Annotated in this window: 17 protein-coding genes; 2 read left to right on the top strand and 15 right to left on the bottom strand. The window is 59.8% G+C overall.

The window, feature by feature from the left end:
* Nucleotides 1-3: 3 nt before the first annotated feature.
* The 7 genes from JIF53_RS04390 to folE form a co-directional block, all read right to left on the bottom strand.
* Complete coding sequence (locus JIF53_RS04390; RefSeq protein ID WP_011787191.1) at nt 4-438, bottom strand: MerR family transcriptional regulator; 435 nt, start codon at nt 436-438, stop codon at nt 4-6.
* A 248-nt stretch (nt 439-686) separates the two neighbouring features.
* On the bottom strand, nt 687-1,007 hold the full coding sequence (locus JIF53_RS04385) for a hypothetical protein (protein ID WP_199451909.1): 321 nt from the start codon (nt 1,005-1,007) through the stop codon (nt 687-689).
* A 53-nt stretch (nt 1,008-1,060) separates the two neighbouring features.
* The gene (locus JIF53_RS04380; RefSeq protein WP_153739629.1) at nt 1,061-3,328 is read right to left on the bottom strand and encodes a putative bifunctional diguanylate cyclase/phosphodiesterase; all 2,268 of its coding nucleotides are present in this window, start codon (nt 3,326-3,328) and stop codon (nt 1,061-1,063) included.
* A gap of 58 nt (nt 3,329-3,386) precedes the next feature.
* Nucleotides 3,387-4,697: an HD-GYP domain-containing protein gene (locus JIF53_RS04375; protein ID WP_199451908.1), complete on the bottom strand. Its 1,311-nt coding sequence runs from the start codon at nt 4,695-4,697 to the stop codon at nt 3,387-3,389.
* A gap of 167 nt (nt 4,698-4,864) precedes the next feature.
* Nucleotides 4,865-5,299 carry a CoA-binding protein gene (locus JIF53_RS04370; protein WP_014423007.1) on the bottom strand — a complete coding sequence of 145 codons (435 nt, stop codon included), beginning with the start codon at nt 5,297-5,299 and terminating at the stop codon, nt 4,865-4,867.
* Between the two features lie 13 nt (nt 5,300-5,312).
* Entirely contained in the window at nt 5,313-5,687 is a 375-nt protein-coding gene (gene folX, locus JIF53_RS04365) for a dihydroneopterin triphosphate 2'-epimerase (RefSeq protein WP_014423006.1), read from the bottom strand.
* A 26-nt stretch (nt 5,688-5,713) separates the two neighbouring features.
* Entirely contained in the window at nt 5,714-6,283 is a 570-nt protein-coding gene (gene folE, locus JIF53_RS04360; RefSeq protein WP_011787185.1) for a GTP cyclohydrolase I FolE, read from the bottom strand.
* Nucleotides 6,284-6,465: 182 nt separating this feature from the next.
* Between folE and JIF53_RS04355 the strand changes: the two genes are divergently transcribed.
* Nucleotides 6,466-7,380 (top strand): alpha/beta fold hydrolase, encoded by a 915-nt coding sequence (locus JIF53_RS04355; protein WP_199451907.1) that lies wholly within the window; start codon nt 6,466-6,468, stop codon nt 7,378-7,380.
* Nucleotides 7,381-7,385: 5 nt separating this feature from the next.
* Here the strand turns inward: JIF53_RS04355 and JIF53_RS04350 are convergent, their stop codons facing one another.
* On the bottom strand, nt 7,386-8,471 hold the full coding sequence (locus tag JIF53_RS04350; RefSeq protein WP_023010903.1) for a sensor domain-containing diguanylate cyclase: 1,086 nt from the start codon (nt 8,469-8,471) through the stop codon (nt 7,386-7,388).
* Nucleotides 8,472-8,698: 227 nt separating this feature from the next.
* Here JIF53_RS04350 and JIF53_RS04345 point away from each other — a divergent pair, with 227 nt between their 5' ends.
* On the top strand, nt 8,699-9,781 hold the full coding sequence (locus tag JIF53_RS04345; RefSeq protein WP_199451906.1) for a patatin-like phospholipase family protein: 1,083 nt from the start codon (nt 8,699-8,701) through the stop codon (nt 9,779-9,781).
* 36 nt (nt 9,782-9,817) lie between these two features.
* Here JIF53_RS04345 and JIF53_RS04340 read toward each other — a convergent pair whose 3' ends face one another.
* From JIF53_RS04340 to JIF53_RS04310, 7 genes are all read right to left on the bottom strand, one after another.
* On the bottom strand, nt 9,818-10,804 hold the full coding sequence (locus JIF53_RS04340) for a PAS domain-containing protein (protein WP_199451905.1): 987 nt from the start codon (nt 10,802-10,804) through the stop codon (nt 9,818-9,820).
* 111 nt (nt 10,805-10,915) lie between these two features.
* Nucleotides 10,916-11,728 carry a zinc ABC transporter permease subunit ZnuB gene (gene znuB / locus JIF53_RS04335; protein ID WP_041655189.1) on the bottom strand — a complete coding sequence of 271 codons (813 nt, stop codon included), beginning with the start codon at nt 11,726-11,728 and terminating at the stop codon, nt 10,916-10,918.
* Entirely contained in the window at nt 11,715-12,488 is a 774-nt protein-coding gene (znuC, locus tag JIF53_RS04330) for a zinc ABC transporter ATP-binding protein ZnuC (RefSeq protein WP_022991335.1), read from the bottom strand. Before znuC ends, znuB begins: the two co-directional genes overlap by 14 nt.
* The gene (locus JIF53_RS04325; protein ID WP_199451904.1) at nt 12,481-12,972 is read right to left on the bottom strand and encodes a Fur family transcriptional regulator; all 492 of its coding nucleotides are present in this window, start codon (nt 12,970-12,972) and stop codon (nt 12,481-12,483) included. The genes znuC and JIF53_RS04325 overlap by 8 nt, the downstream gene beginning before the upstream one ends.
* 68 nt (nt 12,973-13,040) lie before the next feature.
* On the bottom strand, nt 13,041-13,502 hold the full coding sequence (locus JIF53_RS04320) for a chemotaxis protein CheW (RefSeq protein ID WP_011787177.1): 462 nt from the start codon (nt 13,500-13,502) through the stop codon (nt 13,041-13,043).
* 11 nt (nt 13,503-13,513) lie between these two features.
* The gene (locus JIF53_RS04315) at nt 13,514-14,566 is read right to left on the bottom strand and encodes a chemotaxis protein CheB (RefSeq protein ID WP_113879315.1); all 1,053 of its coding nucleotides are present in this window, start codon (nt 14,564-14,566) and stop codon (nt 13,514-13,516) included.
* Nucleotides 14,566-22,185, bottom strand: coding sequence for an Hpt domain-containing protein (locus tag JIF53_RS04310; protein WP_199451903.1), 7,620 nt, complete (start codon nt 22,183-22,185; stop codon nt 14,566-14,568). Before JIF53_RS04310 ends, JIF53_RS04315 begins: the two co-directional genes overlap by 1 nt.
* Nucleotide 22,186 lies beyond the last annotated feature (1 nt).

Raw genomic sequence — 22,186 nt, 5'->3', positions numbered from 1 at the left:
CACTCAAGACTCCTCACAGCAGGATGATGACGAAGGATCATCCCAATGTTCGATTAACCGACAAATCGTATGTCCATCTGGCGTTCCATCGGGCATTTCCTGCCAGGTGGACAAGGCCGACACCATCCGCGCCCGCAACTTCTGCAACTCCGAAATTTCCCTCTCGACTTCCGCTAACCGCTGCTGGAACACATCCCGAACCATCGGGCAGGGCGAATGATGATCGTCCGCCTGCTCCAGAATCTGCCGTATCTCCGGCAGAGAAAAGCCTAGCTGCCGTGCCTTGCGGGCAAACCGCAACCGTCGCAGATCCTCGGCATCGTACTGCTGATAGTTGTTGTCCGGATTGCGAGTAGGGCGCAACAAACCCTCCCGGGTGTAAAACCGGACGGTATCCGGGTTAACCCCGGCGGCGGTGGCGATTTCTTTGACTTTCATAAGCAACGTCCAGCAAAAAACGAAAACCAGATACCGGGAATCCACGAATCAAGTCAGCGGAGTGCTGGTGCGGGGGTAGCCCTTCCGAAAATGTTCGGAGCCATGGATGGCGGAGACAAGCGTACAGGGATGTACTCGCAGCGGTTTTCGGAAGGGCTACCCCCGTGCCGGCACGGCAAACTCATTACGTTGAAGATTAGACTAAAACCTGTGACCAACTCACAGGTCAAAGGTTTTCGGAGAGAACATCAGGAAGAAGAGCTTTTCGAACGCAGAAACACACCACAGGACTTGCACTGATCCGGCGCCATAAGCTTCGCCTGCCAGCCAATTTTCACGCCACAGGCAGGGCACCTCAGCCGCAACTGCAGAACCACAATCGGCGCCACCAGCAACGCCAGCAACACCCCCAGCGACCCCCAGTCATCGCCGGACGACAGCCCCAACTGACTGCTGAACACCAGCACTACAATCAACGCCACAAACGCAAACACAAAATAATTTCGGTTCCACCGCTCCCAGCGGCGAAGCTGTGCATCCTGCTCCGAAGTCAGATATCTGGCCGACATAATGCTCTCGTGACAAACCGTTGAAAGTGAAGTGTGGAGTTCTGGCCCGGTAATTACAAACCGGAACCGACGGGCAGGCCCGGAATCAGAATGCCTTCCGCAAGCGCCCGCTCAAGATCGGCCGCCGGAATCGGCCGGCTGATCAGATAGCCCTGGGCCAGATTGCATCGGTGCGCTTTCAGGAAGTTCAGTTGCTCCTCCGTCTCGACGCCTTCAGCCACTACCTGAATGCCCAGGTTGTGGGCCAGATTGATCACCGCCCGGGTAATCACCGCATCATCGTGGCGCTCAGTGACGTCGGTAATGAACGACCGGTCAATCTTCAGCAGGTCGACCGGGAAATCTCTCAGATAGCCCAGCGACGAGTAACCAACCCCGAAGTCATCAATCGCCAGATGCACACCCAACTGGTGCAGCTGGGATAACTGATTGAGGTTGTGCTCGATGTTCTGGATAAAGATTTCCTCAGTCAGTTCCACCTCCAGCCTCGACGGATCCACCGCCTCCGATGCCAGGGTTGAACGGATATGGTCAATCAGGGAATCGTCATCCAGTTCGCGGCCAGACAGATTCACCGCGACTCTCAGGTGCTCACAGGGCGTACCTTTCCAGCGTGCCAGTTGACGGCAGGCGGCCAGTACCACCCAGCGGCCGATCTCGGTAATCCGGCCGCTTTCCTCAGCCAGCGGAATAAACTCCACCGGAGGCAGGAGCCCGCGAACCGGGTGTTGCCAGCGAATCAGCGCCTCGACACTGTTGATCTGGCCGGTGTCGAGATTGAGCTGGGGCTGGAAGTAAAGCACGAATTCATCATTGGCCAGCGCCTGGCTCAGGTCACGGTCCAGCTCAAGACGCAGCACTTCGCGGTCCTGCATGCCCTCGGTATAGAACTGGTAGGTATTACGGCCCTGCTCCTTGGCCCGGTACAGGGCAATATCGGCATTGCGTAACAGCGCATCCGCGTCCAGACCACTCTGGGGGTAAACCGCCACACCCATGGTCGCGGTAATACTGTGAGCCTCGCCCTGCACCTCGAACGGCGCGGCGAAACACTGCTTGATCTGGCCCAGCAGGTGAATCACATCGTCAATGTCATCGACCTGCTGCTGACACACCATAAACTCGTCACCACCGGAGTAGGCGACCAGTACCCGCTCATTGCTCAACCCGTTCAGGCGTTCAGACACCTTGATCAGAAGCTCATCCCCGAACTGATGCCCGAGGGAATCGTTAAGCATCTGGAAGCGGTCAAGATCCAGCATCACCAGGGCGATCTGGCGCAGCTGTCGATCGGCAATGTTGATGGTATGCGCGAGGTCTTCCATGAAGAAGCGGCGATTGGCCAGACCCGTGAGGGTGTCGGTCGACTCCAGCCGTTCCAGGTCCACCTGCATGGCTACTCGCTGATCGATTTCCTGTTCCAGTTCTTTACGGGTTTTGAGCAGAGCCTGGTTGCGTTTCAGGATGAGTTGCACCAGCAGGGTAGTAAGGCTGGTGAGCAGGCCCATCAGAAGCAGGCTGGTAAAGGTCATGGTAGGCCAGCTGCTGCGCTGGCCTTCGACCCACTGTCTCGAAGGCGTGAGTGTCAGTGACCAGTCCAGGGACGGCAGGTTGATCGGTACGGTGTGGTTCAGCGAGTTATCAAGGTCGGACGAGGTGTTCAGCAGATAACTGGTCTGGTCACTCTGGGTGATGGTGACCTGGAACTGTTCAAGGACCCGCCGGGTCAACATTTGCTCTGCCAGCGTATTCATTCTGAAAACGCCAGCCATGAAACCGTTATTGGCATCACCCCGCCCGACAGGATGATAGATCACCAGACCCTCTCCGCCCTGTCGGAGGTCAATGATGCCGGAAATATCGTACTGTCCGGAGGCTGCAGCCCGCGATAGCGCCGCTCGCCGCTGTTCATTGAAGGCGACATTGAAACCGATGACATCGTTGTTGCCGCTCAGGGGTTCCAGCCAGCGGATGATGTAGTTGCGGTCAATCCATTCAATGGCCTGGTAAACCCCGAAGTCTCTCAGATAATTGCGCGCATCCTCACGCCAGAGCGCCTCGGTCTGGGATGGATTGGCCTGCATGCGCATGGCCATACGACCGATGGCATCGAGGTGCACCATGAATTCGCGCTCAAGGTTGTTGGCGAGCGCTCTGGCTTCATTGCTGAGATTGGTCTGGATCTGGTGGGTATTCTGCTGGATCAGGCCAACCCGGAGCCCGGAGGCAATACCCAGAAACACCAGGAAGATCAGAACCGGGAAAACCGGGCTCATCAGCGCGCGTACGACCAGTCTGATGGATGTCTCGGGTTTCTCCACATCATGCTCCGGAGTGAGTGGGTTCGGGATACCTGGGTTAACGGCAGGCTCGCGCTGATTATGAATGATTTGCAACGCTCTTTGCCATTAGCTGTTCGATCCGACCCCTAAGGGATATCCCGAAAGCGCCGTCAGGTAAAGCCCTGGCGATTTCCCGAGTGGTGTGCTCAAGCCCCATCTGCTCACCGAGATCCACGACTCGCGGCGTGACCGGCTTTTTCGAGGGATCCAGCAGTATCTCAACGCTCGGTTTGAGTTTGCGTCCGGGGTGCGTACTTACTACCAACGCGACTTCTCCTGTGCTCAGTTCGACCAGGCTGCCCGGGGGATAGATACCCATCATTTTGATAAAGGCTTCGACCATATCGGCGTCGAATTGCTGCCCCCGGTTCTTGAACAGAATCCTTACGGCGTCGGCCGGTGACATGCCGTCGCGGTAACACCGGTCGCTGGTCATGGCATCGTAGGCGTCGACGATGGCAATCAGGCGGGCAAACCGGCTGATCTGCCACTCCGGCAACTGTTGTGGATAGCCCCGGCCGTCGATGCGTTCATGGTGATGCAGGGTCACATCGCTGATGATCGGGTCCAGGCTTGGGTCCTGCTTCAGGAGCTCATGGCCCAGGGTGGTGTGTTTCCGCATGAACTCATATTCCCGGGGGGACAAAGGCCCGGGTTTGTTGAGGATCTCGTCCGGTACCCGTAACTTGCCGATATCGTGCAGCAGCCCGCACATGCCGGCCACTTCCAGATCGTCTTCCGGCAGACCGAGGAAACGGGCGAAGGCTACGGTAAAAATGGCGACGCGCAGGCAATGTTCGGCGGTGTAGGCATCGCGGTTCTTGATTCGTGCCATCCAGAACATGGCACTGGCGTTGGCTCTGATACTGTCCACGCAGGAGCGGATCAGCGGTCGGGCAGACGCCAGTTCCAGATCGTTATGCTGTTCGATGTCGCGAATCACCTTTTCCACGAACTGCTGGGTTCGGCCCCAGGCATCGGCAGCCCTGGGCAGTTCCTGTTCGAGGGTACGGGTTTCCTCTAGGGGCTCGGTGGTGCGTTGCTTCAGGTGGGGGATCTGATCCAGAACCGGAGCCAGTCTCTCGGCCTCGTCCTCGACCACGACCCAGGCGCAATACTGGCGCAGTACCCGGGCTTCGGCCTCTGTCTGCAGGGTGAAACCCTGGAACAGAACCGGCACTTCGGTCCAGGGGCGGTCAAGCTTGACCACTTTCATGCCGGACTGAAGCAGGTCCACGGGCAGACGCACCCGTTCCAGTACAACGTCTGCAGACGCCTTGGGAGTGCTCTGAACATCGCGGCCTTTAGCGGCGGCTCTGGACTTGCCTGGTTTACTTCGGAACCACATGGTCCTGCCAGTCTTCGAATTATTGTTCAGAGAGTATGTCAGACTGTCGCAATTGGTAACAGTTACGATCTGAAACTGTGATCTGGCTCTTGATCCAGCTCAGCTTCGGCAGCCGGTTTTCATGCCGGCTACCGATATCAGTCATGCACCAGGGACAGTAAGACAGGTCAGCGTTTGGCCGGGGTGCGTAGGCCGTGCCGCGGTATTTCCTGCTTGGGGCAGCGATCCATCACCACCGTCAGGCCGGCGGCTTCGGCACGCTGGGCGCCGGTTTCATTGATCACACCAATCTGCAGCCAGAGCACCGGAACCTTCTGCTCAATGGCCTGATCGATCACGGCATCGGTACGCTCAGGAGCCAGGAAAAGTTCCACCATATCCACTGGCTCTGGAAGTGTGGCGAGGTCTGCATAGACGGTTTCGCCCAGAACCTGCTGACCGGCCAGGCGCGGGTTAACCGGAATCACCCGATAGCCCTGGTGCTGCAGGTATTCCATCACTTCATGGGAAGGCCGGTTGGTCTTCTCGCTGGCACCCACCAGGGCGATGGTATTAACCGATTCCAGAATCTCCCGGATCTGTTCGGGGCTGTTGCTGGGCATAATGCAGATTCTCCTAGTCGCGACTGGCTTCCAGAGTCACGGAAACCGATTCTGCATAACGTAGCGCATGGGGCTTGTCGATTTCTACCTCGGCCCAACGCACGGCGCCATGTTCCATGACGATGGTCAATACTTCGTGGGTCAGGCGCTCCAGCAAGGCGAACCGCTGGCCGTCCACATGGGCGATAATCTGCTTGGTAATGGTCCGGTAGTTGAGCGCAGCAGAGATTTCATTGCGCTCGATAGCCTCCGAGGCATCGTAGGTCAGGCAAACGTTAATCACCACATCCTGCTGGTTGTTGATCTCTTCTTCCTTGATGCCGATATAGGCACGCAGCAGAAGATTCTTGATCTGGACACGGGCCAGTGGTTTCTGGGCGTTTGCCATAACAACTCCCTGGGGTCAGTCGGATGTTAGCGGTTGCTTGAAATCAGATTCAGGAACTCGGTCCGGGTTGCCTGGGATTTGCGGAACTGCCCGAGCATCATGGAGGTTTTCATGCGCGAATTCTGCTTCTCGACGCCGCGCATCATCATGCACATGTGCTGGGCTTCAATGACCACCGCAACACCCTTGGCCTGGGTAACGCTCTCGATGGCCTCGGCGATCTGCCGGGTCAGGTTTTCCTGAATCTGTAACCGGCGGGCATACATGTCGACAATGCGGGCAAACTTGGACAGGCCCAGCACCTTGCCCTGGGGCAAATAGGCGATGTGGCACTTGCCGATGAAGGGCAGCATATGGTGTTCGCACATGCTGTACAGCTCGATGTCCTGAATCACCACCATTTCGTCCATGGCGGATTCAAATACGGCGTTGTTGACCAGCTCTTCGAGGTCCTGCTGGTAGCCGCGGGTGAGGAACTGCATGGCCTTGGCTGCACGCATGGGCGTGTTCTGGAGGCCTTCTCGATCCGGGTCTTCGCCCAGGCCCTGGATAATAGTGCGGTAGTGATCGGCCAGATCATCAAGGGGTAGAGACATAATCGATTCCGGTTTGGGGTGTCTGAAAAAGGCCAAAGCTTAAGGCAATTCGCCGGGTATCTCCATGGTTTACGTCTGTGGCGTAGAAAAGGACCACCGCACAGGCCGCCGAAGGCGATATGGCCCCGGCCGCAGCTTTGCACTAAAGTATGAGGAGTTTCGGGTACGGTCATGGATTGCACATGGAACAGGTGATACCGGGTTCAGAAGTGGCGGCATCTGGTCGCCAGGAGACATTTACGCTGGAAGCCTGGCAACAGGCTGGCAAATGGTTCTGTTACGAGGGGCATGCCATCTTCAGCCGCATGGGAGGGCAGGGTGAGCCGCTCGTTCTGCTGCATGGCTTCCCAACCGCGAGCTGGGACTGGAGCCGGATCTGGCCCATGCTGGTGCGCGAGCATAACCTGCTGACTTTGGACATGCTCGGTTTCGGTTTTTCCGATAAACCTTTGCATTATTCCTACAGCATCGAAGATCAGGCGGATTTGATTCAGGGCTGGATTGAGGGGCTGGGTCTGGAGCGGGTCCACCTGTTCGGCCATGACTACGGCACCACCGTCGTCCAGGAACTGCTGGCCCGCGAGCAGGAGGGCGAGCTGTCGTTTGCCATCAGCAGTGTCTGCCTGCTAAACGGTGGTCTGTTTCCGGAAGTTCACCATCCCCTGTTTATCCAGAAGATTCTGCGCAGCCCCCTGGGTGGCCTCATTGGCCGGGGGCTCAGCCGATCGCTCTTCGAACGCAACTTTCGACGTCTGTTCGGGTCACGTAATCCGCCGGGCAGGCAGGACATGGACGACTTCTGGCATTTGCTGAACTACAACAACGGCCGGGGCGTGTTGCACCGCCTGATCCAGTTCATGGAGGAGCGTCGTTGTCACCGCAACCGCTGGGTCGGAGCGTTGCAAAAGGCGGAGCAGCCCATGCGACTGATTTCCGGCGGTGCCGACCCGGTGTCCGGCGCCGCCATGGCCCGGCGCTATCGGGAGCTGATCCCTCAGGCCGATGTGGTGATGTTGCGCAATGTCGGGCATTACCCCCACTTTGAGCAACCCTGGGATGTCTACAGCGCCTACAGGGAGTTTCGCAAGGCGCAGTAGCCAGCTCAGGCCGGTGTGGTGCCGCCGGTGGCCGGGTCTGCCATTGGTGCCGGATCCGGGATGTCCTCCTGGCTCGCGAGCCTGGGAGCGTTCACCACCTGATTCCGGCCACGGGATTTCGCTTCGTACAGAGCCTGGTCTGCCCGGTTGAGCCATACTGACCAGGTCTCGCCCTGGGTGACTTCCGCCACGCTGGCACTCGCGGTAACCCGGATGTCATCCAGAAACGGCCGGGCGCTGATGCTGGTCAGCAACTGATGCGCCAGGGTGTCGGCGTCTTTCTGCCGGGTTTCCGGGAGCACGACCATGAATTCTTCGCCGCCGATACGGAACAGCTGATCGCTCTCCCGCAACCGCTTGCGTACCCGCAGCGCCATTTCCTTGAGCACCTTGTCTCCGGCCAGGTGGCCCCAGCGGTCATTGATGGTCTTGAAATAATCCAGATCAATCAGTACCAGGCTGGACACCCGTTCATAGCGTTCCCGCATCTGAATCTGGCTGTTCAGGATGTCGGCCAGCTGCGAGCGATTCAGGCAGCCGGTCAGTGGATCGGTTGTCGCCAGGCGGGTAAGCTCGGCCTGCAGGCGCCCCACCAGCCAGGCAAAGATCATGGCAAACAGGCAACTGAGACCGAGTGAAAAGGTAATGCGCCAGAAGTCTGCCTCTGGAAACTTGAGGAAAGACACCACCGCCATGACCGAGACAAACACGACATTGCAGAAAATGGCTTCACGCAGGGGAAGCAGAAAAAACAGGGCAATGGCCGCAGGATACGCCCAGTAGAGCCCGGCGTGGCCATTGATGAGAGTGGAATAGGCGGCGCACACCACGGCCAGAATTGGGAACAGGCGGCCTTTGAAGAAATAGGTGCTTCGAAAACGCAGGAATGCGATCACGAGGGCCGCGTTGGCGCAGAACAGAATCAACAGGGATGACAGCAGCACGTTGCCATGCTGCCACTGCACCATGACCAGGGGGGCGACCGCAATAAAGGCCCAGATGTGCAGATGGTAGACCAGCTGCCGCTTGAACCCGAGAACAGCCAGGGTCGGGTTGGTTGCCAGGGTATTTGGCGAGGCAAAAAGATTCACAGCCTACTCCCGCTGTTCATAACCGGCATGTTTCCGTTTGTAATCGATGGCTCCAGTCTAGCACGGAGTGTGATGGGCGAAAGCAAAAACCACGGATCGACGTAATTCGTAAAAACTATGCCGGAGGCACCTGTTATTCAGAATATACATAGCCGTCATGAATTCTGTTCAGTTGGCCGTCTCCAGCCGGTCGGATACACTCGCCGGACACTTCAGGGGAGAAAGGAATGACTGCCATTCACAGCCGGATGCCGGCACTGACCATCCGAGCGGGACGCCGGGCTTTGCAGCGCCTGCAGCAAAAACCGCTGGGGCCCGAAGATGTTCACGTGATTCCGGGGGCAGCCGGTGGCCCGAAGGCGCTGGGAATCAGTGGCCTGGACAAGGCCATTTTTGGTGACTGGTTGCCGCAGGCTCCCCAGGAAAGGGCCCTGATCGGATCTTCCATCGGCAGCTGGCGGTTTGCCGCCATTGCCTCTTCAGATGATCCCAAGGCCCAGTTGGCCCGCCTGGCCGAGCTGTACACCAGTCAGCGATTTGCCAAAGGCGTCAGCGCTGCGGAAATCTCCCGCAAAAGCATACTGTTTCTGGAGGAGCTGCTGGGGGGCCGGGAAGACTTTCTGCTCAGCCATCCCTGGTACCGGTTGAGCATTGTAGTAGTGCGCAGTCTTGGCCTGTTGCAACACGATACCCGTGGCAGGCTGAGCCTCGGGTTGATGCGGGCTATCAGCGCCAACATGGTCAGCCGCCGGCACCTGGGTCGTTTTATGGAACGTGGCATTGTGCACGATGCCCGGGGCCGCGCGCCGGTCTCAAGCCTGGTGGATTTCCCCAGTCATGAAGTGCCCCTGAGCCGGGATAACCTGTTGCCGGCCCTGCTGGCGTCCGCTTCCATTCCTCTGGTGATGTCCGGAGTCCGCAATATTCCGGGCGCGCCAGAGGGTGTATACCGGGATGGCGGACTGCTCGATTATCACCTCGACCTGCCTTACCAGCAGCCTGGCATTATCCTCTATCCGCATTTTACGGATCGTGTGGTTCCCGGCTGGTTCGATAAAACCTTGCCCTGGCGTCGGGGCGATGCCAGTCGACTGCAGGATGTCGTGCTGGTATCGCCGTCACCGGATTACCTGGCAACCCTGCCGGATCGCAAACTGCCGGATCGAAAGGACTTCGAGAAGTACGTCGGCGATGATGCCGGTCGCGAACGAGCCTGGCGTCGAGCGATCTTGGAGAGTGACAGGTTGGGTGATGAGTTTCTTGAGCTGGTTGAGAGTGGGCGGCTGCTGGACCGGATTCGGCCCTTGTGAGTCGCTGGTAGATCGCGCTGGCCGTCTATGCGGGCCCTAGTTCGGCGTAGCACTGAGCCGAAAGCCGGTAATGCCGTGGACGGGATCCTTGATGGGTTTCAGGCGCAGACATACCCGCACTGGCCGGGCGTCCTCGGCCCCGATCAGTGCCAGGTCGTTTCGGGTCAGGTCTTCCTCGCTGCGGGCGCTGTCCAGGCTTTCCCGGAACCGGCTGCGGTCTTGTTCGGATACCAGTTGTTCAAACGGCTGATCGGTCAGGTCGGAGGGCGCGCGACCGAGCACGTCGGCAATCTGGGCGGACACAAACCCGATGCGCCCCTGGTGATCCAGTTCGGCGATTACCGCTCCCCCCAGCCGAACCAGATCCCGGCTTCTTGCTTCGCTGTCGTTCAGCGCATGCCGGAGCACAGACTTCTCCACCTGCAGATTGGTAATCTGTTGTTGATCGCGATCGAGTTGTGCCTGTTGCTGCCGGATTCTGGCATTGCGGATGGCCAGTCGACGGCAGGCGACCAGCATCAGTAAGGCTGCGAGTACCGAGATACCGGCACCTGCTGTCAGAATCTGCCAGCGCGCCTGGTTCGAGGCCCGGTCTATCCACCCTGCGCTGGGCGTGGTGGTGACCATCCAGTGCCTGCCGGGCAGTGTCAGCTCGGTACGCAGGGCCTCGGAATCCCGGGGCTCGTCTACGTTGCCGAGCTCCAGCACAGCCTGTTTGGTGTGTCTGGCGAGAGTATCGATTCGAAGCTGCAGGCCCTCGGGCAGATCTGTCGCCAAAGCTGAGGTCAGCGATGCAGGCAATTGCTGCCCCGGCGTGTGTTGTAGTCGGGCTGCGATCGTCGCAACCAGAGCCTGATGCCTGGCATGGTAGGCCTCAAGACCAAGGTCAGCGATAGTTCGCGCCAGGGTGTTGGCCAGTGCCACTGACACCAGTATGCCGATACCCAGGATAACCCCAGGCATCCAGAGACCCGGCCAGAGCCGGAATCGGGTGCCGGGTGTGTTACGAAGGTCGCTGTCCATGCTGGTGTGCTCCCGCGAGGCCTTTGCTGCTCGGATACCGCCTAACTTTAGACCAGCAATACCGGCCCGGCAATTCGGGCGCCGCCCTGTGCTGACTGGTGGCGCGGACGGTCAGTGCCGGCTCTGGCGGGCACCTGCATACACCATCAGGAACACCAGAAATGCAGTGACCACCACCGATGGTCCGGCCGGCGTGTCCAGGTACCAGGACAGGGTCAGTCCGCCGGACACCGCCACCACCCCGAAGACCACTGCCAGGGCGGTCATGTGTTCGGGATTGTGGGCCAGTCGGCGTGCGGTTGCGGCCGGAATAATCAGCAGGGCGGTAATCAGCAGGACGCCGACAATCTTCATGGCCACCGCAATCACCAGCGAAAACATCAGCATCAACGCCAGCCGCAGGCGTTCCACCGGAATCCCTTCTACCCGTGCCAGTTCCTCATGAATGGTGCTCATCAGCAGGCCGCGCCAGAGCAGCGCCAGCAGAGACAGGACAAAGGCGGCGCCACCGTAGATCCAGACCAGATCCTGTCGGGTCATGGCCAGCAGATCGCCAAACAGCAGGCCGGTCAGGTCCACCCTGACATCCGGCATGAAGCTCAGTGTTACCAGGCCAATGGCCAGCGCGCTGTGCGCCAGGATGCCGAGCAGGGTATCGGTAGCCAGGGTGCGGGTCCGGGACAGCAGCACCAGGGCCAGCGCAATGAGCACACAGGTAATCACCACACCCAGATTCAAAGGCACGCTGATCAGAAAACTAAGCGCGATGCCCAGCAGGGCCGAATGGGCCAGCGTATCTCCAAAATAGGCCATGCGACGCCAGACTACGAAGCAGCCGAGGGGACCGGCCACCAAAGCCACGCCCAGGCCGCCGAGCAGCGCCCGCCAGAAGAAGTCGCCCAGCACCGCATCAATGATGGTCATGGCTGCAACCTTCGTGGGCGTCCGCGGTAGAGACCACATCGCCATGGAGGTTATGGCGATGGTTGTGATGGTGGTGATAGACCGCCAGAGACTCGGCAACCTGATGACCGAAGGTTTCCACAAAAGCCGGGTCCTGGGAAATATCCTCCGGATATCCGCTGCAACATACGTGCTGATTAAGGCAGATAACCCGGTCTGTGGCCGCCATCACCAGATGCAGATCATGGGAGATCATGATGATGCCGCAGTGCAGCTCATCCCGAAGCTGGCGAATCAGATCGTAGAGTGTGGCCTGGCCATTGATATCGACCCCCTGGGCGGGTTCGTCCAGCACCAGCAGATCGGGTTTCCGGGCCAGTGCCCGGGCGAGCAGCAGTCGTTGTTTTTCGCCGCCGGACAGGTGGTGGACGGACGCATCCAGTAGATGCGCGACCCCGGTCCTTTCCAGCGCTGCCTTGCAGTCTGACAGTGCACGTCCGCTGAGCAGCATGAAGCGCCGGACACTCAGTGGCAGAGTGGGCTCCAGAGTCAGGTGTTGGGGTACGTAACCGATCACCAGACCGGGCGCCACCGATAATTGACCGCTGGTCGCCCGCTGAATCCCCAGAACGGTTTTGATCAGCGTGGTTTTGCCGGCACCGTTCGGGCCGATGATGGTGACGATATCGCCCCGGCTCACGGTCAGGTTGACCCGATCAACCACCGGCCGGTCGTCAAATGCCACCGTAACCTGTTCTAGCCGGACCAGGGGGTCAGTCATTCGTTTGCTCCCCCTGACAGCGGGGGCAGAGGCCAGCCACTTCGAGGGTAACGTCGTCAGGAAGGAAGGCTTCCGCGCGCGCCGCGGATTCGATGGCCTGATTGAGTTCCGGCATGGCCAGTTCCAGCACCGTGCCGCACTGTCGGCAGATCAGAAAAGTACCGCGATGATGTTCACCGGCATGGGAACAGCCGACGAAGGCGTTGAGCGAGGCAATCCGGTGAACCAGTCCATGTTGAAGCAGAAAGTCCAGGGCCCGGTAGACCGTGGGGGGGGCGGCGTTATGTCCATCCGAGGACAGTTTGGCCAGAATATCGTAGGCGCCCAGCGGCTTGTGGGATTGCCAGATCAACTCCAGTACCCGTTCACGGATCGGAGTCAGGCGGGCGTTATCATCGCGGCAGATGGCATGGGCATCGGATAATGCCTGGGCGACACAGGCCTGATGGTTATGGGGACGGTAGGGAAGTGCGCGTTCCGGCATGGCGTGGATCCTGCAAAATTTGCAACATTATAACATTTGCAGGCGGCCACGCCATGCCGACCGGAGGCTCAGTGATGTGCGTCGACGGCCAGGGATTCCAGGTATTCCAGATTCGGGATCCAGGCTGGCTCGCCGTCTACTTCCACCTGCATCAGATCCGCAGGGCCGGGGTCGCCGTCCAGTTGTCGGATCTGGTCTTCCATCAGGCGCGCCTGGCTGGGAATGCCCTGGGTGACCAGGGCCATGAACGGGGTGCTCTGGTGATTCGGGCCGATGGTATTGAGGATAATGATGCGGCCACGGTTGTCACCAGGGATGGTGAGCTTGTTGCCGTTGGCGGCGTCGTAGGAAATGACCGGCAGTGTGAGCCCGCGCCAGTCCAGGAATCCGGCCAGCCAGTCCGGTGTATTAGCCCCGGCATCGTTGCTGGTGAAATCCACCACCTCGGCAATAGAGACGTTGGGCAGCAGAAGCTGGCGGTCCGAGACCGGTATCATGACGCAGGACAGGGATTGGCTGTTTTCACTCATTGCTTGTTACCTCAGGCGGAATCCCGTTTTTGCCGGCCCTTGAGCAGGCAGTTGTTCTCAATGACTTTTACCAGTTCCCTGGCCAGTTGCTCCGGAGTGCCACAGAAGCTGGCGCAGCCGGTGGCGGCCACCGAATCGGGCATGGAGCTGTTTCCACAACTGGTGCTTTCCTGAACCCAGATGCGGCTGCCATAGGCCTTCAGCATGGGTGCAGCGATAGCGCCGTCGTTGCCCATGCCGGAAAACAGGATGGCATGGCAGTGTTTGCCATAGTGATCCGCCACGTTCAGCAACACCTGATCTATCGATGGGCCATAAGGGCCCGGCCAGGGATGATTCAGTTCCGTCAGCTGGCCCTGGCGATCAAAGGACCACTCTCTTTCTACGGGCATCAGCACCACATCGCCATTGCGTACCCGATAGCCCTCCTCGGCCCGCTTCAGCGAATAGTGGGCGTGCCGGCCCAGAACCCGGGTGAGGACTTCGGTAAAATTGCCATCAATATGTTGGGCGTAGATAAACCCGACCGGTAGCCTTGGCGGCAGGTGATCGAGAAAGGTCTTCACCGCTGCAGGACCGCCCAGCGAGGCTCCGAGAATCCAGACTTCCTCAGCCACCGAACCCGGCGCCGCCGGAGTTATCCAGTGTGGCAGCGTAGGCGCGTCCACCGCATCTGGCGTGGTCTCGGCCAGCTCTTCAATGTCATTGGCGGTATCCAGCTGCTCCAGATGCCCGAGCTGTTTTTCCAGCTTGTCGAGCAGCCGGCGTTCCCAGCGGAAGTATTCCGTGGTGCCGGGCTTGGGAGCCTGGTCCAGGCCGAATAAGACCGGTGCTTCTGTATTTTCCAGCAGATGCTCGAACAGTGCCGGGTGGTCCGCTTCGTCTTCCAGGGTCACCAGCCAGAGCGCCGCGTCCGGAAACGCCGGGTAGTCCATCAGCCGCTCGGGATCTCCCGAGAAGCTGACGTCCAGGCCAAATTTTCCGGTCGCCGCCTGCAGCCGATGCCGTTGAAGCACCACATCGGACACAATCCCGACGCCAGGCCGGCCGTTAGGGCCGGCCATCACCGGTTCCCGGTCAGCCGCTTGATGGTGTCAAGCAGCTCGGTTTCCTGGAACGGCTTGCCAAGGTACTCGTTGACCCCGATGGCCAGAGCACGTTCCCGGTGCTTCTCGCCCGTCCGTGAGGTGATCATGCAGATCGGCGTATCTTTCAGGTTGTCGTCGTGGCGCACAAAGCTGGCCACTTCGAAACCATCCATACGGGGCATTTCGATATCGAGCAGGATGATGTCCGGCCGGTGGTCCTGAAGCTGGGCAACGGCGTCGAGACCATCTTTGGCGGTCACCACTTCCATGCCATTGCGCTCCAGCAGACGGGAGGTCACCTTGCGCACCGTAACGGAGTCGTCCACCACCATAACCGTCGTGGCTTTTTCCTCGTAGCGGGCGCTGTCCCGTGCCTTTTCCAGGTTCGCCAGGCGCTGACGTTCGGACAGGATGTCGGAGCGGATCATCGCCGGCAAGTCGAGGATCACAACCACGTTGCCGTCACCGAGAATGGTGGCACCGGAAACGCCCCGGACGGAACTGAACTGCGGCCCGAGGGATTTAACCACGATTTCACGGCTACCCATCAGCTGGTCCACCTGCAGAGCCATGGGCTGCTCGGCGCCGCGCACCAGAATGACCGGCAGCGGCAGGGCCTGGCCCTGAAGCTTGGGCTGGTGGTCACTGTTGAGCAGGCTGCCCAGGTACTGCAGGCGATACTGCTGGCCGGCATACTCGTACATGGGGGCATCTGGCTTGTAGTACTCTTCCAGCTCGTAGGTGCTGACCCGGACAATACCTTCGATGGTGTTGAGCGGGATGGCGTAGAAGTCTTCCCCGGTGGACACCATCAATGCACGGTTGACCGACACGGTGAACGGCAGGCGTACGGTGAAGGTGGTGCCACGGCCCAGGGCGGAATCGATGTCTAGGCTGCCGCCGAGCTGTTTGATTTCGCTGGCAACCACGTCCATGCCCACACCACGACCGGAAATCTGGGTAACCTGCTGGGCGGTGGAGAAGCCCGGCTGCAGAATGAACTGCAGGATTTCCCTTTCCGAGAGGTCTTCGTCGGCGCGCATCAGGCCCTGGCGAACGGCCTTGTCGCGGATAACGTCGGACGGAATGCCTTTACCGTCGTCCATCATCCTCAACACCACATCACCGCCTTCCCGGGTCAGGGACAGAACCACTTCACCTGTGGCCGGTTTTCCTGCCTTGGTGCGGTCTTCCGGCGTTTCGATGCCGTGGTCCAGCGCGTTGCGGAGCATGTGCTCCAGCGGCGCGACCATCCGCTCCAGAATGTTCCGGTCCATTTCCCCTTCAGCATTGCGCACGTCGAAATCGACTTTCTTGCCGAGTTCGCCACTGATCTGGCGCACGATGCGGCGCAGACGGGGCACCATGGAGGAGAACGGAATCATCCGGGTCTTCATCAGACCTTCCTGGAGTTCCGTATTGATCCGTGATTGCTGAACCAGCAGGGTTTCGGTGTCCCGAACCCGCTCGGACAGGGTTTCACGCAAATCAGCAAGGTCCGAAGTGGATTCGCTCAGGGCCCGTGACAGCTGTTGGATAGAGGAGTAGCGGTCCATTTCCAGCGGATCGAAATCGTCGCCGTAATCCGGCCCGTGCTCCTGCTCGGCCCGGAACAGGATCTGCGCTTCGGTTTCGATATCCATGCGCCGCAGCTGTTCCCGCAGACGTTCGATGGTGGCGGCCATTTCGTCCAGGGTGTAACTGAAATCACTGCTCTGCTGTTCCAGGCGACCCCGGGTAATACTGGTTTCACCGGCCAGGTTAACCAGCTCATCCAGCAGCGGTGCCGATACCCGAATGGTTTCCTGGGCGGCTCTTTGTGCATCGGCCGCTTTCTTGCGTGTCTGGGCCGCGGACTTCTCCGGTTTCGCTGGTGCCGGAACCGGTTTGGTCGGGGCTGGCTCCGCAGTGGTGGCCTTTGGCACCGGCGCGGGTTCGTCGCGAACCGGTTCGGGTGCTTTTTCCGGCTGCGCGGCAGGTGCCGGTGCGCCGGATTCAAAGCGTTTGCGGATATCCGCCACCAGCGCGATGATGGCATCGTGATCGCCGGTGATGGCCTGCCATTGCTCCTCGGTTGGCGCGTTACCGCCCAGATCAATCAGGCGGGTCTCGAAAGCATGAGCCTTGTCGCCAAGCTCGGAGAGCTGGGATAGACGGGCGCCGCCTTTGAGAGTATGCAGTGCCCGTTGAGCTTCCCGGTTGAAGTGCTCGTTGGCCGGCTCACGACGCCAGTCATCCAGTAGCTGCTCCAGCTGGTCCATGATTTCGCCAGCTTCTTCCAGGAAGATCTCGAGCACTTCAGGGTCTACGGAGTCCGCTTCCGCCGTTTCAGCCTCCGGTGATTCGGTTCCGGACGTATCTTCTGCTGGCGCGGCAGTACGCAACGCGTTGATCAGGGCCGCGTCGGCGTCGGGCTTGCGGCTGTCTTCCAGCGCATCAAGCATGGATTTCAGGCCGGCCGCGGCGCGGTCACTCAGGCCAAGCATGGCCGACTGGTCCCGGTCGCCGGCAATCAGCTGGTCCAGGGCGTCGGCCCAGGCTTCGGCCAGATCCGCAATCGGGTCGACATCCGACAGTCGCGCGCCGCCCTTCAGGGTGTGCAGTTCCTGTTGGAGGCGGGTAATGCCAGCCAGCTCCTCCGGCTCCTCGCGCCACTGGTCGAGGCATTCGGTAATGGCCTCGTGGATTTCCAGGCCTTCGTCCAGGAAGATGCCAACCAGATCGTCGTCGGTGGCGTCCTCCAGGCTCTCGCTGAGGCTGGACGCGGATTCTTCGGATTCCGTCGCCGGCTGTTCACTGATTTCCAGTTCTTCCAGTTCGCTAACGTCGGGCTCACCCGGCTCTGACTGCGGCGGTGCCTCCGAAGGCAGGGATTCGCCGCGCAGAATGGCCTGAACCTGATGCACCAGTTCTTCGGCTGGCGGGCACGGCTTCTGGGTCGCCACCTGCTCTACCATCTGGGCCAGGCGGTCGTGGCAGGCAAACAGCAAGTCGGTCATCTGACCGCTGGCTTCAAGCTGGCCTTCGGCCACTTTTTCGAACAGATCCTCAAGCACGTGAGTGAGATCGCCGATGGCCTCGACTCCGGCCATGCGGGCGCCACCCTTGAGGGTATGCACATCACGCTGCAGTTCGGCAGCAACCTCCCGGTTCGAGGGGTCTTCGCTCCAGGTATGCAGGGCACTGCCGGTTGAGTTGATCAGGTCGTAGGCTTCTTCCAGGAAAATGCCCACCAGTTCCGGGTCCAGATGGGACAGATCGGTGGCCTGGAGCTCTTCCTCCTCTGCACCTGCAGTTTCTTCGGTGCTTTCCTCGAGCTCCGGCTCCGGCAGGGTCAGCTCTTCGTCTTCCGGTTCTGTCGAGTCGTCGGTGTGTACATCGGTTACCGGGCGAGTGCCACGGGCGCCATCGATGTAGGCATGAATCTCGGTGATCAGATCCGGCGCGGGCCTCGGCGGCTCACCGGCTTCAAGTGCCTCGACCATGCCGGCAAGCCGGTCATGGCAGCGGAACAACAGGTCAGACAGAGTGTCATTGATCGAGAATTTCTGCTCGGTCAGTCCTTCAAACAGGTTTTCCAGTTCGTGGGACAGATCACCCACGGCCGGAATGTCGGCCAGTCGGGCGCCACCCTTGAGGGTGTGCAGGTCACGCTGGAGCAACCGCAGGAGGTCCAGGTTTGATGTATCCTCGCTCCAGCTGTGCAGGGCTTCCGCGGTGCTGTCAATCAGGTCGCGGGCTTCCTCCAGGAAGATTGCTGCCAGCTCGTCGTCCATGGCCTGATCGTCTTCAGACGTTTCCGGCAGTGGCGGCGTTTCTGTCAGCTCAGGTTCTTCTGTTGCCTGCTCCAGTTCATCCATCTCCAGGCTGAGGTCGATCTCTTCCAGGTCGTCGGTGAACTGCTGCTCGAACTCATCCGGTTCTGCGGGCTCGGCTGCGGTTGCCTGTGCCAGCGCCTCGAGTTCCTGAATCAGTTCCTGGCTGGGTTCAGTAGCCAGCCCGGCCGCCACCTGATCCATCATGTTAATCAACTGCTCATGGCCGGCGCGCAGGGTCTGGAATACATTATCGCCCGGCGGCAGGCCCTGCTCTGAAATCGCGGTGTAGGTGCGGGTCAAAGCGGCGGTCAGTTCGGCAACATCGGGCAGATTGGCGTCCGTCGCACCCTGGGTCAGTTGCTCCAGTTCGGCACGGAGGGTTGCCAGTGCCTCGTCCTGCTGCGGGTTTTCAGACCAGCGATCGAGAATGCTTTCGGCATCCAGAACGATATCCAGGCCTTCACCCAGGAACAGCTGTACCAGCTGTGACGACGATTTCCTGGCGGGTTGTTCGTCGTCTGCCTGGGCATGGCTGGTGAGTGTCTGCTCACACACCTGGTGCAGGCGCTCAAGGTACTCGTCGGTGCCTGCCAGCGGTGCCTGGGGATTCTCCCGAATCTGGGCAAGCCCTTGGGTCAGGAAGCCCGCCGCATCACTGATCAGCGCCAGTACGTCGCGGTCTGCCCGTTTGTTCTGAGCCCGGGATTCTTTGATAAAGCGCTCAAGCGGCGTAATGACTTCCGCAATCGGCGCGATACCGGCGGTGTTGGCACTGCCTTTCAGGGTATGCAACGCCCGAGAGAGATCGTCCGTGTAGGCGGCGGTGGCTTTGTCGCCCGCAGCCTCCAGGTATTCCTTGATGGTCTGCAGATGGGTTTCGGTTTCGTTCTCGAAGATATCCAGCAGCACCGGATCCACTTCGTCTTCTCCGGGCAGGGCATCATACTCAATGCTGTCTTCCGGAGTGACGGTACCGGCCGTTGTTTCCTCTGCAGACTCTGTGTCGGTGTCCACCAGCGGCATGGCGGTGGCATCGGGAATTTCGCCATTGGCCAGGGCATTGGCCCGCGCCTCCATGGCAGATGTGTTCAGGCTCGGCGCCTGGCGTTTCTCAAAATCGGTGACCAGCGCCGGCACCGAATCGGTGACATCCTGAAGCAGCTGGGCAATATCATCATTCATGAACACGCTGCCGTCGATCACCCGGTTCAGCATGTTCTCGACCGACCACGCTAGCTCCCCGATCACGGTAGCGCCAACCATCCGGCCACTGCCTTTCAGGGTATGGAAGGCCCGCCGAACTTCTGCCAGGGCACTGCGGTCATCGTGCTGACGTAGCAGCATAGGCAGGTATTCGCGAATGGTGTCGAGTACCTCGCCAGCTTCCTCAATAAAGATCTCGAGGATTTCGTCATCAATCAGATCGTCACTGTCGTCCGCTTCCTCAACTTCGCTCGTTGGTGCGGTAGCGGGTGTTTCGGGAATTTCGATTTCGTGCTCGGCGGCGGCCTCGTCTGCAGTTTCTGCTTCGCCTGTGGTCTCTTCGGCAGCCGGTCCGGTTTCTGCGCGTCGGGTCGTTGCCAGCGCTTCAGCCTGTTCAATCAGCTCGTTGACGTCGCCACTGGTCTCGCCGTTCCGGAAGTCCTCAATCAGGGAAGGAATACGGGCGTTGACCTGGTCCACCAGGGTGAACATGTCATCGGTCGGTTTGATGGTCTGATCGATGACCCGATTGAGCAGATTTTCCACCGACCACGCCAGTTCGCCAATGCTGGTGGCGCCGACCAGGCGGCCACTGCCTTTGAGGGTATGGAAAGCCCGGCGAACTTCCGTCAGAGCTTCGCGATCGTCGTGATCCTGGCGCAACCTCGGATAGAACTCGTGGATGGTCTGCAGAACTTCTTCCGCTTCCTCAACAAAAATGCCGAGGATCTCATCATCCAGCAGCTCGGCATCAGAGGTTTTGGCCTCTGGTGCGGTGGTCTCTTCGGCGCTTGCCTCAGGTTCTTCAGCAACGGGTACTTCAGCCGGGGCCTCTTCAGCTTCTTCCGTCAGGCTCCAGGTGGGCTCCTGTCCGACCGGGAAGCCGAGACTGGCGAGGCTGTCTTCGGCCACGCGCAGGATTGCGTCGTTATCGCTGATGCCATCTGCCAGTCTCTCAAGGTAATACTCGATACTGGTAACGGCATCGGCCAGGGTGTCGAGCTGTTTCCAGTCCGGAACCTGTTTGTTGCTGAGCAATACGTCGGTGACGTAACGCTCGGCTGAGGCGAGCATATCGGCAACGCGATCCAGTGGCACCAGGCTCAGACCGCCACGGATACTGTGCAGGAGTCCGGGTACGTGTTCGATTTCACGGGCATCCCACTGGGAGGCAATGAAATTAACGATGGCGGATTTAACCTGCTCAAGGGTATTCCGGGATTCGCGGATCAGCGCTTCGCTGGCCTCTCCGAGTTCACGGGAGCCCATGTTGATGGCGGAGGCTTCCTCGGCCGAGCCGGACGACTGCTCCGGGCGTCGCTCGCTGTCGAGACCAGCCAGACTGGCCTCCACGTAAAGTAGGGCACCGGCAATGTCCATCAGGGTGCCGTCGTCGACCACTTCGGCCTGCTGGCAGAGTTTTTCTACCAGTTCAATCTGTTCGGTGACGACCTTCCGGGGAATGCCAAGACCAAGAACGGCCAGGGTGTTGGCAACCTGACGCAGGCCGGGCAGTAACTCGTCCAGTTCGCTGTTCTGACGAAATTCGGCCCGCACAAACAGGTCAAGCTGATCTTTCAGTCGAGCCAGTTCTTCGTTGAGGGCACTGACCACGGAGTGGATGGCGTCCCGGCCTGGACCGGATACCCGGTTGCGGGCCGCATCCACGTCGTCTTCCGAGGGCAGGGCGCTGTCCAACTGATAGGCCTGACGCAGCGCCTGAACCTGAGGGCGATCGAGATCCCGGGCGCGGGCGACGTAATACAACAGGTGTTTGAACAGCGCTTCCGGAACCGGCTGCTGAAGGATGTCTGTATGTTCGTCGGTGAGCCGGCGGATCTCGGAATCCAGTTCTCTGAGCAGGGATTTGACGGCGGTGTTCACCGGGTTGACCCGGGCCTGCAGAGTGTCGACAAAGGCACTGGCCGCTTTCCAGAGTTCGCCCCGGGGCGTTTTCTGGCACAGGCGCACCAACCGCTGGATTACCTTCTGCATGTAATCGAAATGGGCGTCGAGGTCCGCCTCGCGAACCACGCCAGCAAGGGCAAACTGGTACATCTGGCGCAGCTTGCGCAGGTGGCCCAGGACTTTTGGATCGTGCAGGCGTTCAGACACCTTGCCGCTGACCTTCATCTGTGAAGCAGAGAGATCCGGCTTGAACAGGGAGGTGTCGGACAACAGGGATTCGCCCCGGGCGGCCCGGAGATCGTTGAGCAGCGGCAGCAGAACCATGGGAAAGTCATCGCTGCTGCTGCCAATGTGCTCCAGATACTGTGGCAGCTGCAGAATGGCCTGCATCAGCACGTTGACGGCATCGTCAACGCTGGTCACGCTTTCGTTGAGAATGGCCTGGGTCAGTTTTTCCATCTCTTCGGTGAGCAATGCTGCACCGTAGAGTTCCACCATTTGCAGGGTACCGTGTACCTGGTGAAGGTAATTCAGGCAGAAGCGCAGGCGCGCAGTGTCGTCGCGATTCTCGACATACGCTTCAAGTGCATGCTGGCCCTGGGTCAGCGTGTCCTGTATCTCTCCCCGAACCCAGTCGAGGGCGATGCTGTCATGGTGATTGCCCATA

The organism is Marinobacter sp. bablab_jr008 (assembly GCF_016464145.1).
GTDB lineage: Bacteria > Pseudomonadota > Gammaproteobacteria > Pseudomonadales > Oleiphilaceae > Marinobacter > Marinobacter nauticus.
Note: the sequence above shows the minus strand (reverse complement) of the source record. Positions and strands in the feature narration are given on the sequence as shown.